The following is a 15,045-nucleotide window of genomic DNA, read 5'->3' on the forward strand; positions in this document are numbered from 1 at the left end:
AATATTTTATTACAAAAAAATATTATATTAGCTAATATTTGCAAAAAAGTGTTTGAATATTCAGTATACCGGGAGTATAATTTATACTAATAGATAAAAAAGGAGAATTATTAAGACCTTGGGGGAGAGTTAATATGAATAAAAAAAGGATATTATTATTAAGTATAATAATGGGATTTTTAATAATTGCAATTGGTAATTATTTAAACAACTACAATTTATTGAAACAGCCACCGTCGGAAAAATGGAGTAAGGAAGTAAAAATTGGAAGTGGGTTAGGAAAGAATACACCAGTAATCATAAAAGAAGAAAATCGTTTATTAGTAGCATATGAGGACACTAAAAAGATTAAAGTATGTGAAACAGATTTAAATGGAAAAGAAATTAAAACTAAAGAATATGCTGTAGAAGAAGAATTACTTAAGAATTTAATATTTACCAAAACTGATAAAGGATATACTTTGATTTATAATTCTAATAAATTAAGCATAGATTATTTAGAAAAGTTAGTTTTAGATGAAGAGTTAAATTTGGTGAAAAGAGAAATAGAAGAAGGAATTACATTTACTGAACAAATTGATAGTAAAAATATAGTTTTAGCCTATAAAGATAAAATTAAGTTAGTAAACACAGTATCAAATGAAAATATAGAAGTGCCAGTAGAAAACTTAAGTATGCTTACTGCTAATAAAAGTAAAGATGAACTTTTAATATGTTACTTAGAAAAGGAGAAATTATTTAAAGGATTTACAGTTAAAGGTGGAAAGGTATCAAAGCCATTTCTTATCAAGGAGATGATTAAAACTGACAAAATTACTTATGGAGCAATGTCATTGTCTTCAGATGCAGAAAATGGATATTTGCTTGTAGAGAAATATGATAGAAATGAATACTTTGCTACAGAAGTAATGGAGTTTCCTATAAGTGGAGGAGAGGGCCAGGTTAGTAAGCTTGCGGTTGATAAATCCAGTTACGTTATAAATACTAAAGGAGCCTATTCAGAAAATGGTGCAAGATTTTATGCCACCATGGGAGTGCCTTTTGGTAAAAAGGAATTTCAAAAAGCTATAGTTTCTTTTGAAATAAAAAATGGTGAAGTTTCAAGTTCAGAGAAGATAACTAGACTAAGAGAATTATGTATTCATCCATATAATGATGAAGAATATATAGCATTTCTTAGTTTTGAGAAGGATGGATTATATAGTGTTAATATAGCATCTAGTAATGAGAGGTTTAAGGATGCAAATAATGGACCTCGTAGAGATGAGAGATTGAGATCTCTTGGGTATGTAGTAGAAGGTTTTATGTATAGTGTATCTTATATTATAATAATAGGATTTAGATGGATAGTTCCTGGTTTAGTTATAGCAGGAGCAGTATCTTTTATGGATTACAAATTTGATGATAAAAAGAAAAGGTATATGTATATCATACTAGCTACTATTGTTGTAGTAATGAAAATATGTACTATAAATAAAGCTTTTTATGTGCAATATTCACATATGTTACCTACTATTTTAGCTCCATCCTTTGTAGGAATATTGATAAACTCCTTAATTGGACTAGTTGTATATGGATATGGATATATGGTCTATACAGATGATTTTGAGAGCATATTTCTAGGTAAGTTTAGTATATTCATGTTAATTGATGCATTGTTTACATTAATGATATTTGTACCTCTTATAATATAATAATAAAGTTTAATTAGAATTTAAAAAGAGATTATTTCTTATAATTAATTGAAATAATCTCTTAAAGTTATATAAAACATATGCATAATAATAAATAGTTTAAGGAGATATATAAATGAAAAAGAAAAAAATGCTTTTAATTTTTCTTATTATTGTGACGTGTATATTAATACTTATTGGAAACTATAAGAATAACTATAATTTAGAAATACAACCACCATCTAAAACATGGAGTAAGGAAGTAAGTATAGCAACTGCAACAACGAAAAATGCTCCAGTAATTTTGAAAGAAGAGAATAGAATACTTGTAGCATATGATAATAATAAAAATCTTAATATTGTTGAAACCAATACTGTAGGAGAAGTTTTGAATAATAAACAATATGAAGTTAATGAAGAATTAATAAACAATGTATTACTCGCTAAAAGTGTAGATGGGTATATACTAATGCTTAACTCTATAGAAGATTGTGAGGGATACTTATTAAAGGTATATATAGATAAAGATTTAAATGAGGTTAGTAGAGAGAATATTAAAGGAATAAATAGTACTTATCAATTAGATAATAACAATATAGTAGTTGCTTACAAAGATAAACTTGAGATAATAAATACAGTAGAAGATAAAATGATATCTATTCCAGCAAAAAATACAGACATGCTTTCAGCCAGTAAGAATAAAGACGGTTTTCTAATATGTTACATGGAAGACAACTCATATATTAAAGCAATTACATTTAATGAAGATAGGGTTTCAGAACCTATATTAGTGGAAGAAATAGCTAAGAATAATAGAGTTACTTATAAGAATATGTCCTGTTCTTCAGATAGAGAAAATGGATATACAATGTTTGAGCAATATGTTAAAGGTGAACTTCACTCTTGTAGGTTATTCGAGTTTCCTATAGCTGGAGGTGAGGTTAAGGAAAGTAAACCAAGAATTAATGAATCAAATGAACTAATAAATGCTATAGGAACTTACTCTGACGAAGAAGGTGGAAAGTTCTTTTCTACAATAGATAACTCTTATGGGAAGAAAGAGGAAAGAAGAGGAATAGCATCCTTTGTTGTAAATGATGGTAAGATAAATAAAGTTGAGCCAGTTACAAGAACAAGAGGAGTATGCATTAATCCTTATGTAAACGAGGATTATATTAGTTACTTAAGTTTTAGAGATGAAGATTTATATGATGTTGTCATAGCATCAACAGATGAAGGATTTAAGGCTGTAAATAATTTACCAAGAGAGTCAGAGAAGAAAAGTGCACTTACTTATACTATTGAGGGACTTATGAATAGCTTTGTATCTATAATAATTGTTGGATTCCCATGGATAGCAATAGGTTTAGTTTTAAGTGGAGCAGTTACATTCCTAGACTATAAGCTATCTAATAAGCAAAAGAAGATTGCATATATAATAGTAGCTATATTAACAACTTGTGCAAAGATCTTTTTTATAATAAAAATGTTCTATGTTAAATATGTATATATGTTACCACCGGCTATAGCCCCTATTTATGTTGGTATTGTCTTATGTATATTAATAGCAGTTATAACATATAGTTATGGATACTGTACTTATACAAGTGAATTTGAGGGAATATTTATATCAAAATTTGTTTTAAGTTTATTAATTGATGCATTATTAACTTTGATGATATATGCTCCATTAATAATATAAAAATTTAAACCGTCATATCTATTTTAAGCTTCTAATAGTTATAGATATGACGGTTTATTTAATAATCACAGTACTTTTGTTATACTCAATAAAATGATCTATAGAATAGCTAAAATCCTGTTTATAGAATAGGAGATAGTAGTCTAGATATAGCTTCCTTGAATTTAATTATTAGAGATCTATTAGAATAATGTTCAGGAGTGAGTAAAGTACTTTGCAATATATCTGATTCAAAGGCTTTATCAACCTCAGAAGTAGTTATTGTACCATATATTATGGCATTAACTTCAAAATTTAGATTAAAACTACGTATATCCATATTAGCAGTTCCTATAGTACACATTTTACCATCTATTGATACCATTTTGCTATGAATAAATCCATTGTCATAGGTGTAGCATTTAGCACCACATTCTACAAGTTCCCAAATATAGGACTTAGATGCCCAATAAATAAATGGATGATCTGGCTTACAAGGTATTATAATTTTAACATCTACACCAGATAGGCATGCTATTTTAAGAGCTGTTAAGATACTTTCATCTGGAATAAAATATGGAGTCTCAATATAAATGGAATTTTCAGCTTTGCTTATTAATTTAAGGTAAGTATTTCTTATACTACACCACTCAGAATCAGGTCCGCTAGAAATTATTTGAACAGCTGTATTATCTATGTATGGTTTTCTAGGAAAATACCTTTCTTCCATGAAAAAGTCTTTTTTGCTCGCAAAACGCCAATCCATCAAAAATCTGACTTCTAGATAATTTACAGAGTCACCTTGAAGATGAAGATGAGTATCTCTCCAAAAGCCAAATTTCTTAGATAGGCCTAAATATTCATCTCCTACGTTTAAACCTCCAACAAAACCATGTTCTCCATCTACAACACAGATTTTCCTATGATTTCTATAGTTTATTCTCACATTTATATAAGGTATAAAAGGTGGAAAAAAGCAATACACTTCTCCACCGGCTTTTACCAGTGGATCAAAAAAATGCTTTTTATTATGAATGCAACCCATACCATCGTAAAGAAGTTTAACTTCAATACCTTCCTTTGCTTTCTTCACTAAAAGATTAAGTATTTCAGTGCCTAGATTATCATCATTAAAGATATAGTACTGAATATGAATAAAATTTTTGGCATTCTTTATACAATCTATCATGATAGGAAATTTTTCATTTCCATTATTAAGAATATCTACTTTATTGTTATTAGTAACAATAAAATTATCACTATATAGATTTAAATTTATTACATCATGATATTCTTTTAATAGAGAGTTATTATTAACTATAGCTTTGTCGCTGAGAAGGCGCTTTTGCTCTTCAGAGAATTGCATAAGAACAGATTCTTCTTCCTTTTTTAGAACAAAGAATTTTTTGCGACGAAGATTTTGACCAAAGAATAAATACATTATAAAACCAATAAATGGTATAAACAACATTATCATAAGCCATGTCCAAGTATTACTAGTATTTCTCTTTTCAAATATAATTACAATTATAGCAAAAGCAATATTTACAACAAATATAAGGTTTATAATATTTAAAAAAACAGTATAATTATCCATAAAAACTCCTTATTATAATATAATAATTAAATTTTAGCATAACATATAAAAAATACATATAAAAAACTATAAAAACTATATAATTATTATAATAATAAAAGTATAATTGAAATTAGTGTTTGCAACATGTATAATTCTATGCTATAAAACTAGTGTAACATAAATAATATAGTATAACATAAAATAAACGGGAGGGCAAAATGAAGGAGTTTTTTAACAAAAGTGAACTTAAAAATTATCTAATGATAATGGTTGGTATAACAATACTGGCTATAGGAATAAACGTATACTATTCACCACAACATTTAGTTACCGGAGGAGTATCAGGTTTAGCTATTATATTAGATTATGTATTTAGCATTCCACTATGGTTAACTAATGTAATTGTAAATATACCATTATTTATAGTAGGAATAAAAATAAAAGGGATGGATTTTGCAAAAAAATCTATATTTGGAGCAGCTTTTGTATCTGTTGCCCTTTGGTATACTAGTTTTATCCCGCCGGTTCAATCTGACTTATTAATATCAAGTGTATTTGGAGGCCTTTTTGTAGGAGCTGGAGTTGGATTAGTATTAAGATCATCTGCATCAACAGGAGGTACAGATTTACTTGCAATAATTATAAAGCATTATTTGAAGAAAATACCTATAAATCAAATAATGATGTGCATAGATGGAATGATAATAGTAGTAGGTTTATTTGTTTTTGGCGTAGAAAAAGCCATGTATGCATTGATATCTATATTTATAGTTTCTAAAGTAGTAAATACCTTAGTAGAGGGTGTAAATTACTCTAAAGAAGTACATATAATCTCAGAAAAGTCTGGTGAAATAGCACAAGAATTAATGAAGCACTTAAATAGAGGAATAACAAGCATAAATGGTAAGGGTGTATATACTGGAAAAAGTAAAGATATATTGTATATTGTATGCTCTACAGAAGAATTAATTGAGCTTCAAAGAATTGTAAAAGAAGTAGACACTGAAGCTTTTATAATAATAAATGATGTAAGAGAAGTAGTAGGAAGGGGATTTACTCAGCCACAGTATGATGGATACAAAGAAGAAAAATAGAACATTATAGAAGGATTTAGAAAATAAGTATAGAAACTATTTAAGTATAGAATGTATATTCAGTTTTGAAAGGATAGGTGATTAAAATGAATATAAAAGTGGAGAACTTAAAAAATGTTCAATCACATAATAATTCCAAAGGTATATTTTTATTTGAAAGTTATATGGAACTACAACAAGGGTTTCCATGTGATAAATTAAATAATATCCTTAGTTGCTTAAGTGAAAGTAAAGAGTTCACTGGCAAAAAAGGAGATTTATATACACTAACTAATATAGAAGATGGGTCTATACAAAAAACTATACTTGTAGGTCTTGGTGAAAAAGCTAAGTGTAAAGTAGATAATGTTAGAAATAATACTTCTAAGTTAATCAAGGAAGTAATCAAACAAAAAATAAAAACTCTAGATTTACATGTGAAATCTATGGATTGTTGTTGTAATTATGAAAAAGTTAAAGCTATTACTGAATCCATTATAATGACTACTTATAATTTTGATAAATATAAAAGTGATAAAAAAGAAGTGCTATTAGAAGAAGTAAGAATTATATTTCATGAGGACCAAGATTTAGCTAAATTAAATGAAGCTGTAGAAGAAGGAAGACTACTTGCAGAAGGAAATTTAATTTCAAGAGAGCTTGTAAATGAGCCTGCTAATATTTTAACTCCAGAGGCATTATCTAAAAAAGTTCAGCAATTAGGTCTTGATCATGGATTCCAAGTTGAAGTATATAATAAAGAAGAAATTAAAAACTTTGGTATGGAATCATTTTTATCCGTTGGCAAAGGTTCTTCAAATGAACCAAAGCTAATTGTAATGAGATACATGGGTGATACTGATAATAAAGAAAATATATTAGGTCTTGTAGGTAAAGGATTAACCTTTGATGCAGGTGGATATTGCCTAAAAACTGCAGGAAGTATGTGGACTATGAAGAGTGATATGGGGGGAGCAGGTGCTGTTATCGGTGCCATGTCTACCATAGCAAGAAAGGGATTAAAGAAAAATATTGTAGCTGTAGTGGCTGCTTGTGAGAATTTAATTTCAGGAGATGCATATAGACCTGGAGATATAATTAATACTATGAATGGTAAAACCATAGAAATTATAAATACAGATGCTGAAGGCAGATTAACTTTAGTAGATGCAGTTACTTATATAATAAGAAAAGAAAATGTAACTAAGGTAGTTGATATTGCTACTCTTACTGGTGCTGTAGGTGGTGCTATAGGAAGTGCCGCTACAGGAGTTGTAACTAATGATGATGAATTCTACTCACTTTTAGAGGAAGCTTCTTTACATTGTGATGAAAGAGTTTGGAGATTCCCAACCTTTGATGAATATAAAGAAAAAATAAAAACTGGTAATGCAGACTTAGTTAACTCAACTGGCCCTGTAGGTGCAGGAGCAATTACAGCAGGATTATTTATTGGTGAATTTGTAGAAGATAAGCCATGGTTACACCTTGATATTGCAGCTACAGCTTTCACATCACAGATACCAAATAGAGAATATTTCTCAAAGGGTGCAACAGGAGTAGGGTCAAGATTATTATATGAAATTGCTAAAAAATATTAATAAACATAAAAAACCTGTGGAAACACAGGTTTTTTAATGATAAAAGAGTATAACTTTGAATTTATAAAGTTATACTCTTTCATTATGTAAATATTTAATTATAAGATACCTTCATTTTTAAGAACAGATTCAATTTCTTGAACTTTCTTAGCAAGAGAAATAAAGTTTTCTTTTATCATATCCTCAGATACAGAATTAAATTTAATATTTTCTTCTAGTTTTTCAATAGTAGAAAGTGCTTCATCAATCTCTTTTTGCGCTTGCTTTAAATTAGTTTCATTCATAAAAAATCTCCTTTAGTTGTTTTATTTAATCTATACATTAAATGTTATCATTGAGAAGATTTAAATTCAACTATAAATTTATTGAAATGAATTATAGGAGTTAGTATAAGACTTATCAATTTTGCTACTATGAAGGGAGTATACTTCTCCATTAACTAAATCAACAACTTCTACAAGACCAGAATTATCATAAACTTTTCTAATGAATAACTCTCTATTGTTATAATAACCAGTAGCTCCAGGGTTTTGATTTTTCATTTCTATTATTTCGTTTAAATCCATAACATAATATACCTCCTAGTATGATTTTTAATAGTTTTTCCTAAATTGACAGTTTTTATGCATGATAAAATAGAGGATAGAATTTTCTATATAATAAAAAAGCTAAATATTGTTTAAAGGAAGAACATATACATTACATATAAATATATATTAATTTATTAAAGATATAGGAGAGTTTGTATGATAAATGTAATATGGTTCGGAATTTTATTTATAGGTATAGCTTTTGGCGTACTTACAGGAGATGGAGAGCTCTTATCTAAAACCATAGTATCAACTACATCAGATACAGTTAAGCTTATTATAGAGCTATTAGGAATGATGTGTCTTTGGTGTGGGGTGATGAAAATTGCGGAGAGAAGTGGCCTTACAGACAAATTAGCCAGATTGTTAAAACCTATACTTAGAATAATCTTTAAAGAAGCAGGAAAAGATGATAAGGCTTTAGGAGCTATAGTTATGAATCTTACAGCTAATATGTTTGGATTATCTAATGCAGCAACTCCTTTTGGTATAAGAGCTATGGAGGAAATGGATAGAATAAATGGGCATAAAGATGTGGCAAGCAACGATATGGTACTATTTCTAGTTTTAAATGCAGCCTGTATTCAATTTGTGCCAACTACAGTTGTTTCTATTAGAGCTGCATTTAATTCTGGAAATCCAGGTTCAATAATTCTACCAGCACTATGTACTACAACCTTTGCATCTATACTTGGAATTATTTTATGTAAGTTTTTACAAAGATACTTTTAAAGGAGGAAAATGCCGTGGGAAATATATTTGATTATTTTTTAAAGGGAATAATTCCAATAATTATAGGTGCTGTAGTACTATATGGCATTATTGCTAAGGTAAAAGTATATGAATGTTTTGTAGAAGGATCTAAGGAAGGTATAAATGTATGTGTAAGGATTTTCCCTTATCTTTTAGCTATGCTTATAGCAGTAAATTGCTTTAGGGCTTCAGGGGCTATGGATTATGTTATAAACTTAATAAAGCCAGCTGTTAACGTGGTAGGTATACCTCCAGAAATCGTTCCGTTAATATTTATAAAACCACTATCAGGTAGTGGAGCAATTGGGGTTTTCACAGATATAGTAAAAAGCTATGGACCAGATTCTTTCTTAGGATTTCTATCATCTATAATAATGGGTGGTACAGAAACTATATTTTATACTATTACTGTGTATTTTGGAGCTGTTGGTATAAAGAAGGTAAGACACAGTTTATGGGTAGCTCTAATAGTTGATTTATGTGCTGTACTCTTAGCAGTTAATTTAGCAGTAATGTTAATGAGATAAAGAAATTTGTTAATACAGGGGAGGAGTTTAATTAAAAGTATAGAATTTGCCTATATATAACATATTTTGTAAAGTATGATATATAAGTAGATTCTAGATGGGAGAAAAAGTTATGGATGTTTTTATGGAGAATTTTTTTTATCTTCTTATCTTGTTTTTTATAATAGGAGCTGTAGTTGCAACAATAAAAAGAATTTTACACTAGAGAGGAATTAAATTATATAAGAGATTACTTAAGAAAGTAATAGTAAATGAAACTGCCTAATAAAGAGCATTAGCATACTTTATTAGGCAGTTTTTAATATATAGCTATCAATATTTTAGTCTAGCTTTGTTATATGACTATTGATAGGCTTCAGTTTCTTCACATAGAATATATAAAGAAGAAGTCCATCTACAGACCATTGAACAAAACATATAATCCAGAACACAGTTATTGATGTGCCTAGTAAATAAATGAATATAAATACTAGTGGAAGTCTTATAAACCAAGAGGTTACGAAGGCTATAACAAATGGAGTTTTAGTATCACCATAACCTTTGAAAATTCCACCTACAATCATCGATAGTGCCATGGCAGGCTGTTCTGCAGCAGCTATCATTAAACAAGCTGCTCCAAGAGAAATAACTTCTGTATTACTACTATCTATAAACATTTTAATAAGTTGTGCTGGGAATATTAAGAATAGTAATGTAAATATGCACATTACACCTATTCCTAAAATCATAGCAGTACGACCATACTCTCTAGCTTTTTTATAGTCGCCTTCACCAACTTTATTTCCAACTAGAGTTGTAGCAGCAACGGCAAATCCCCACCCAGGCATAAAAGAAATAGATTCTAAGGTTAAAGTGATTTGGTTAGCAGCAAAGGCGATGGTACCAAGATGCATAATCATCATACTTGTAAAAAGTCTAGCTAAACTATAGGCAGCTTCTTGCATTCCAGCAGGTACAGATAAAGAAGTAATATTTTTTATTCTAGCACCGCTGAATTTCTTTAAGTACTTAAATTCAATTTTTATTAGGGATTTTTTATAGGTATATATAGCTGAATAAATAAATCCTGATATATTAGCTATAGTTGTAGCAATAGCGGCACCCTTAACTCCAAGTTCTGGAAAACCAAGTAAACCAAATATTAATATAGTATCTAATGAAAGGTTAACTACAAGCATAACAATAGAAACAATCATTGGAGTTTTAGTATTTCCATAGGATCTATTAACAGCATTTAACATACTAGATAACATATTAAAGGGCAAGCCAATACATACAATGTTTATATAAGTTGTACCTAATCCTATTATGCTTGGCTCAGCACCAGCTAGAACTAACAATTTTTTACTAAATAAGAATATAAATAGTGTAGTAGCCATACTTACTAGGAATCCTAAAGAAAATCCTAAGGTTGCATATTCATTAGCCTTATCTAATTCTTTAGCACCGTATCTTCTTGCTACAATTGAAGTGATTCCAACAGATAAGCTTTGAGCAACTAGAATATTAGTAAAGGTATAAATAACTTCACTAGACATTCCTACAGTACTAACAGCAATATCCCCTCCATATTGACCTATAAGCATAGTATCAACAGTCCATATCATTGTATATAATAACATTTCTATTACAGCTGGTAAGGATAGTTTAAGTACATCCTTTACTGTAGATTTATTTAAATAAAGGTTCTTTTTTAATAATTCCATATAACTACCTCCTTTTAAAAAATACCCTTTTAATTGCCTAATAATAATGTAAGAAAATTATGGCACATATATAATGATAATTCATATTTCCAAAAAAAAATAGATGTAATACAAATAAAAATAAATAAAGTATAAAAATTCATAAAAGTGAATAAATTACTATATAAATATATACCTATATAAATAACTGTATATAAAACTATAAGGCTAGTTAAATAGTTAACTATTTGTTGTGCTCATGCGTGTTTCAGGGCTATTCTACCCTTTGAAGGTGTGATTAAACATATATCTAAAGGGAAGTTATGAATAATTATATTGCTACTATTTAATAATATATTAATAAACATAATATATTAATTATACCGTTGACATAAAATAATTATAGTATTATCATATTAATTAATATTGATATTTAATGCGAAGAAAAGAAGAGTACTAAATGAAATTTTCTAAAGAGAGCTAGAATAGGTGAAAACTAGCGAAAAAGAAGTTTAGGAACATGGTCTTGGAGCAGATTTTCTGAAGTGTAGTCACCAAGGAAAATAGGGAAGTCCCCCTTATAGGACAAAGTAATAAAGGCTAAGGCTAAGTTACTTATTGAGGTGTCTACTGTGAAGTAGATATGAATTAGAGTGGTAACACGTATATAACGTCTCTATGTAGAAATATTTCTGCATAGAGATTTTTTTTAGACTTAAAGCCAAAAGATATAATAAAAATACAATAATTTTAGGAGGAAGAAATATGACAAAGAAACCATTTTATATTACTACACCAATATACTATCCATCAGCTAATCTTCATATAGGAAATACTTATACAACTGTGGCAGCTGATGCTATAGCGAGATTTAAAAGATTTACAGGTCATGAAGTAATGTTTTTAACAGGAACAGATGAACATGGTCAAAAGCTTCAAAGAATAGCTGAAGACAAGGGCGTTAAACCAATAGAATACATAGATGAAATAGTATCTGGAATTAAAGATCTTTGGAAGCTTATGGACATTAGTTATGATAAATTTATTAGAACTACTGATGATTATCATAAAAGCTCTGTACAAAAAATATTCAATCAGCTATATGAACAAGGAGATATATATAAAGGCTCTTATGAAGGTTGGTATTGTACACCTTGTGAAGCTTTCTGGACAGAGACTCAAGCAGTAGATGGAAAATGCCCAGATTGTGGTAGACCAGTAGAAAAGGCAAAAGAAGAAGCATATTTCTTCAAAATGTCTAAATATGCAGATAGACTTTTAGAGTATATAGAATCTCATCCAGACTTTATACAACCAGAATCAAGAAAAAATGAAATGGTAAATAACTTCTTAAAACCAGGATTACAAGATTTATGTGTATCAAGAACATCTTTTGATTGGGGAATACCGGTTGAGTTTGATAATGGTCATGTAATTTATGTTTGGATAGATGCTCTTTCAAACTATATAACTGCATTAGGTTATAACCAAGAAAACACGGAGCTTTATAAGAAGTTCTGGCCAGCAGATGTACACTTAATAGGAAAAGATATATTAAGATTCCATACTATATATTGGCCAATTATGTTAATGGCATTAGGATTAGAGTTGCCAAAACAAATATTTGGTCATGGATGGCTTTTAGTTGATGGTGGTAAAATGTCTAAATCTAAAGGAAATGTAGTAGATCCAGTGATACTTGTAGATCACTTTGGAGTAGATGCTGTAAGATATTACCTACTACATGAAATACCTTTTGGTTCTGACGGACTTTTCAATAATGAAATATTCATAAAGAAAACTAATTCAGATTTAGCTAATGACCTTGGAAATTTAGTTTCAAGAACTGTAACTATGGTAGAGAAATACTTTGGAGGAGTAATTCCAGCTCCAGATGTTAAGGAGGCTATCGATGAAGCGTTAATTTCCGTTGCATTAGAAGTACCTAAGAAGGTTGAAGCTGAAATAGAGCATTTAAGAGTTTCTGATGCACTAGATCATATATGGACATTAATTAGAAGAACCAATAAGTACATCGATGAGACAACTCCTTGGATATTAGGTAAGGATGAAAACTTAAAAGGAAGACTTGCTACAGTTCTTTATAACTTATGTGAAAGTTTAAGAATAATATCTTCTTTAACTTCAGCATTTTTACCAACAACAAGTGCCAAAATAAATGAGCAATTAAATATTTCTAATTTTACATGGGAAAGTTTGACTTCTTTTGATGGTACTGTTGCAGGAACTAATGTTAATAAGGGCGCTGTAATATTCCCAAGAATAGATGTGGAAGCTAAAATAAAAGAACTTGAAGAAATCGCTGAAGCAGCTAAAAAAGCTGCACAAAAAAGAGAAATAACTCCAATAAAGGAAGAAATAACTATAGATGATTTTGAAAAAATTGACCTTAGAGTAGTTAAAGTTTTAGAATGTGAGCCAGTTAAGAAAGCTAAAAAACTTTTGAAATTTAAGGTAGATATGGGTGGAGAGATTCGTCAAGTTATATCAGGTATTGCAATGCACTGCAAGCCAGAAGAGTTAATTGGAAAGAACGTAGTCTTAGTTGCTAACCTTAAACCTGTAACTTTAAGAGGTGAAATATCTCAAGGTATGATTCTTTCTGCAGCTACAGATGATGATTCAAAATTATGTGTAGTAGATCCAGGTGACATTGAATCAGGTTCAATAGTACGATAATAAAAAAAGTTACATCCTTTGGATGTAGCTTTTTTTATTATATAATTAAAGGGAAATAAATCATTGGGGGAATTATATGGGAAAGGTAAGAATAACTGTTTTAGAAAGTAAGTGTAGGTGTGGATATCATAAAAAAGGAGACATATATGAAGTGGAAGATATTTGTCCTCCTATTTGTCATGAATTGTGGCAAAATATTTATCCAAGTGTATATACTTTACTTAATGGAGGAGATTTAGATTTTGGAGATGAACGTAGAAAGATGTTTCAGCTTTTATGTCCAGATGGAGGAAGGGTGAAAGTTAAGGGAGAAGTTATAGAATAAAAAAATAGAAGGCCTGAGTATTTAGAAAAATTCAGGCTTTCTATTTTTGAAATATATTGGTTTAACATTACATAGATGGCATAATAAAAGAGCTTCTTTAAAATTGTTATTAATAGCAGAAGGGTTGTGGGAATCAGAACCAATAGTTATATACTTTCCTCCTAATTCTTTATATCTACTATAGATTTTTTTTAGATTATCAAAGGTTACATTGCTTTTTATTCTACGAGTATTTATTTCCATAGCAGTATTAGTATCAATACAAGTTTTTATAACACTATCTATTAAATCATTATATTTATCATAGTAAATCTCACTATCACTTACAGGTGCGTATCTGGATATATAATCTATATGACCTAAAGTATCTATGTAAGGATGAGTTTTTATACAGTCACAAATTTCTTGAAAGTACTTAATTAGAACTTCTCTATAGGATAAGCCTTCATAAATATCCCAGTATCCAATATCAATATTGCTTATTGTATGCTGAGAACCTATAACCTGATCAAAGCCATAGGAATTTATAAGCTTTTCATTATCTTCTTTATAATCTAGAGACATTCCAACTTCTATACCTAATAATAGATTATTACTTCTGTATTCTCCGTATTTTTTAAAATAATCATCTACATTAAAACGAAATCCAGCTTCCTTAGGATAATTTAAATCCATATGGTCTGTAATAACTAAACCTATGTTGTGTTTACCTGCTGTATTAATAGCATCAGTTAGCGTCATGTTAGAATCAGTAGAAAAACAAGTATGTATGTGGCTATCAAAAATCATAAGATTACCCCCTTAAATATTACTATATAATTATAACACAGTATGAAATTTACTCCTTTGGTATCATGA

The 15,045-nt window shown here is 29.2% G+C and carries 13 protein-coding genes and 1 other annotated feature; of the genes, 8 read left to right on the forward strand and 5 right to left on the reverse strand.

Going from position 1 to position 15,045, the window contains the following annotated elements; all coding sequences use genetic code 11:
• The first annotated feature begins 134 nt into the window (after positions 1–134).
• Both B3Z56_RS00170 and B3Z56_RS00175 read left to right on the forward strand, forming a co-directional pair.
• Positions 135–1,694: a hypothetical protein gene (locus B3Z56_RS00170; RefSeq protein ID WP_346877494.1), complete on the forward strand. Its 1,560-nt coding sequence runs from the start codon at positions 135–137 to the stop codon at positions 1,692–1,694.
• A gap of 115 nt (positions 1,695–1,809) precedes the next feature.
• On the forward strand, positions 1,810–3,375 hold the full coding sequence (locus B3Z56_RS00175) for a hypothetical protein (RefSeq protein ID WP_346878018.1): 1,566 nt from the start codon (positions 1,810–1,812) through the stop codon (positions 3,373–3,375).
• 121 nt (positions 3,376–3,496) lie between these two features.
• Here B3Z56_RS00175 and cls read toward each other — a convergent pair whose 3' ends face one another.
• Complete coding sequence (gene cls, locus B3Z56_RS00180; RefSeq protein ID WP_346846938.1) at positions 3,497–4,951, reverse strand: cardiolipin synthase; 1,455 nt, start codon at positions 4,949–4,951, stop codon at positions 3,497–3,499.
• Between the two features lie 200 nt (positions 4,952–5,151).
• On the opposite strand from cls, the gene B3Z56_RS00185 reads away from it, so the two are divergent.
• Positions 5,152–6,027, forward strand: a complete 876-nt coding sequence (locus tag B3Z56_RS00185; protein WP_346846939.1) for a YitT family protein — start codon at positions 5,152–5,154, stop codon at positions 6,025–6,027.
• 86 nt (positions 6,028–6,113) lie between these two features.
• Positions 6,114–7,607, forward strand: a complete 1,494-nt coding sequence (locus B3Z56_RS00190) for a leucyl aminopeptidase (protein ID WP_346878019.1) — start codon at positions 6,114–6,116, stop codon at positions 7,605–7,607.
• A gap of 98 nt (positions 7,608–7,705) precedes the next feature.
• Here the strand turns inward: B3Z56_RS00190 and B3Z56_RS00195 are convergent, their stop codons facing one another.
• Both B3Z56_RS00195 and B3Z56_RS00200 read right to left on the reverse strand, forming a co-directional pair.
• Complete coding sequence (locus tag B3Z56_RS00195) at positions 7,706–7,891, reverse strand: hypothetical protein (protein WP_035130839.1); 186 nt, start codon at positions 7,889–7,891, stop codon at positions 7,706–7,708.
• A 78-nt stretch (positions 7,892–7,969) separates the two neighbouring features.
• On the reverse strand, positions 7,970–8,173 hold the full coding sequence (locus B3Z56_RS00200; RefSeq protein WP_035130841.1) for a hypothetical protein: 204 nt from the start codon (positions 8,171–8,173) through the stop codon (positions 7,970–7,972).
• 180 nt (positions 8,174–8,353) lie between these two features.
• On the opposite strand from B3Z56_RS00200, the gene B3Z56_RS00205 reads away from it, so the two are divergent.
• A complete protein-coding gene (locus B3Z56_RS00205; RefSeq protein ID WP_346846941.1) occupies positions 8,354–8,929 on the forward strand; it encodes a nucleoside recognition domain-containing protein in 576 nt (191 codons plus the stop codon).
• A gap of 14 nt (positions 8,930–8,943) precedes the next feature.
• Complete coding sequence (locus B3Z56_RS00210) at positions 8,944–9,477, forward strand: spore maturation protein (RefSeq protein WP_346846942.1); 534 nt, start codon at positions 8,944–8,946, stop codon at positions 9,475–9,477.
• 320 nt (positions 9,478–9,797) lie between these two features.
• Here B3Z56_RS00210 and B3Z56_RS00215 read toward each other — a convergent pair whose 3' ends face one another.
• Entirely contained in the window at positions 9,798–11,183 is a 1,386-nt protein-coding gene (locus tag B3Z56_RS00215; protein WP_346878020.1) for an MATE family efflux transporter, read from the reverse strand.
• Between the two features lie 411 nt (positions 11,184–11,594).
• Positions 11,595–11,843 (forward strand) — a binding site (T-box leader).
• An 84-nt stretch (positions 11,844–11,927) separates the two neighbouring features.
• Here B3Z56_RS00215 and metG point away from each other — a divergent pair.
• On the forward strand, positions 11,928–13,862 hold the full coding sequence (gene metG, locus B3Z56_RS00220) for a methionine--tRNA ligase (RefSeq protein ID WP_346878021.1): 1,935 nt from the start codon (positions 11,928–11,930) through the stop codon (positions 13,860–13,862).
• A 76-nt stretch (positions 13,863–13,938) separates the two neighbouring features.
• Complete coding sequence (locus B3Z56_RS00225; protein ID WP_346878022.1) at positions 13,939–14,187, forward strand: TIGR04076 family protein; 249 nt, start codon at positions 13,939–13,941, stop codon at positions 14,185–14,187.
• A 21-nt stretch (positions 14,188–14,208) separates the two neighbouring features.
• Here B3Z56_RS00225 and B3Z56_RS00230 read toward each other — a convergent pair whose 3' ends face one another.
• Positions 14,209–14,976, reverse strand: a complete 768-nt coding sequence (locus tag B3Z56_RS00230) for a histidinol phosphate phosphatase (RefSeq protein WP_346878023.1) — start codon at positions 14,974–14,976, stop codon at positions 14,209–14,211.
• Positions 14,977–15,045 lie beyond the last annotated feature (69 nt).

The organism is Clostridium sp. UBA7791, from assembly GCF_002480755.1.
Lineage (GTDB): Bacteria > Bacillota > Clostridia > Clostridiales > Clostridiaceae > Clostridium_J > Clostridium_J sulfidigenes.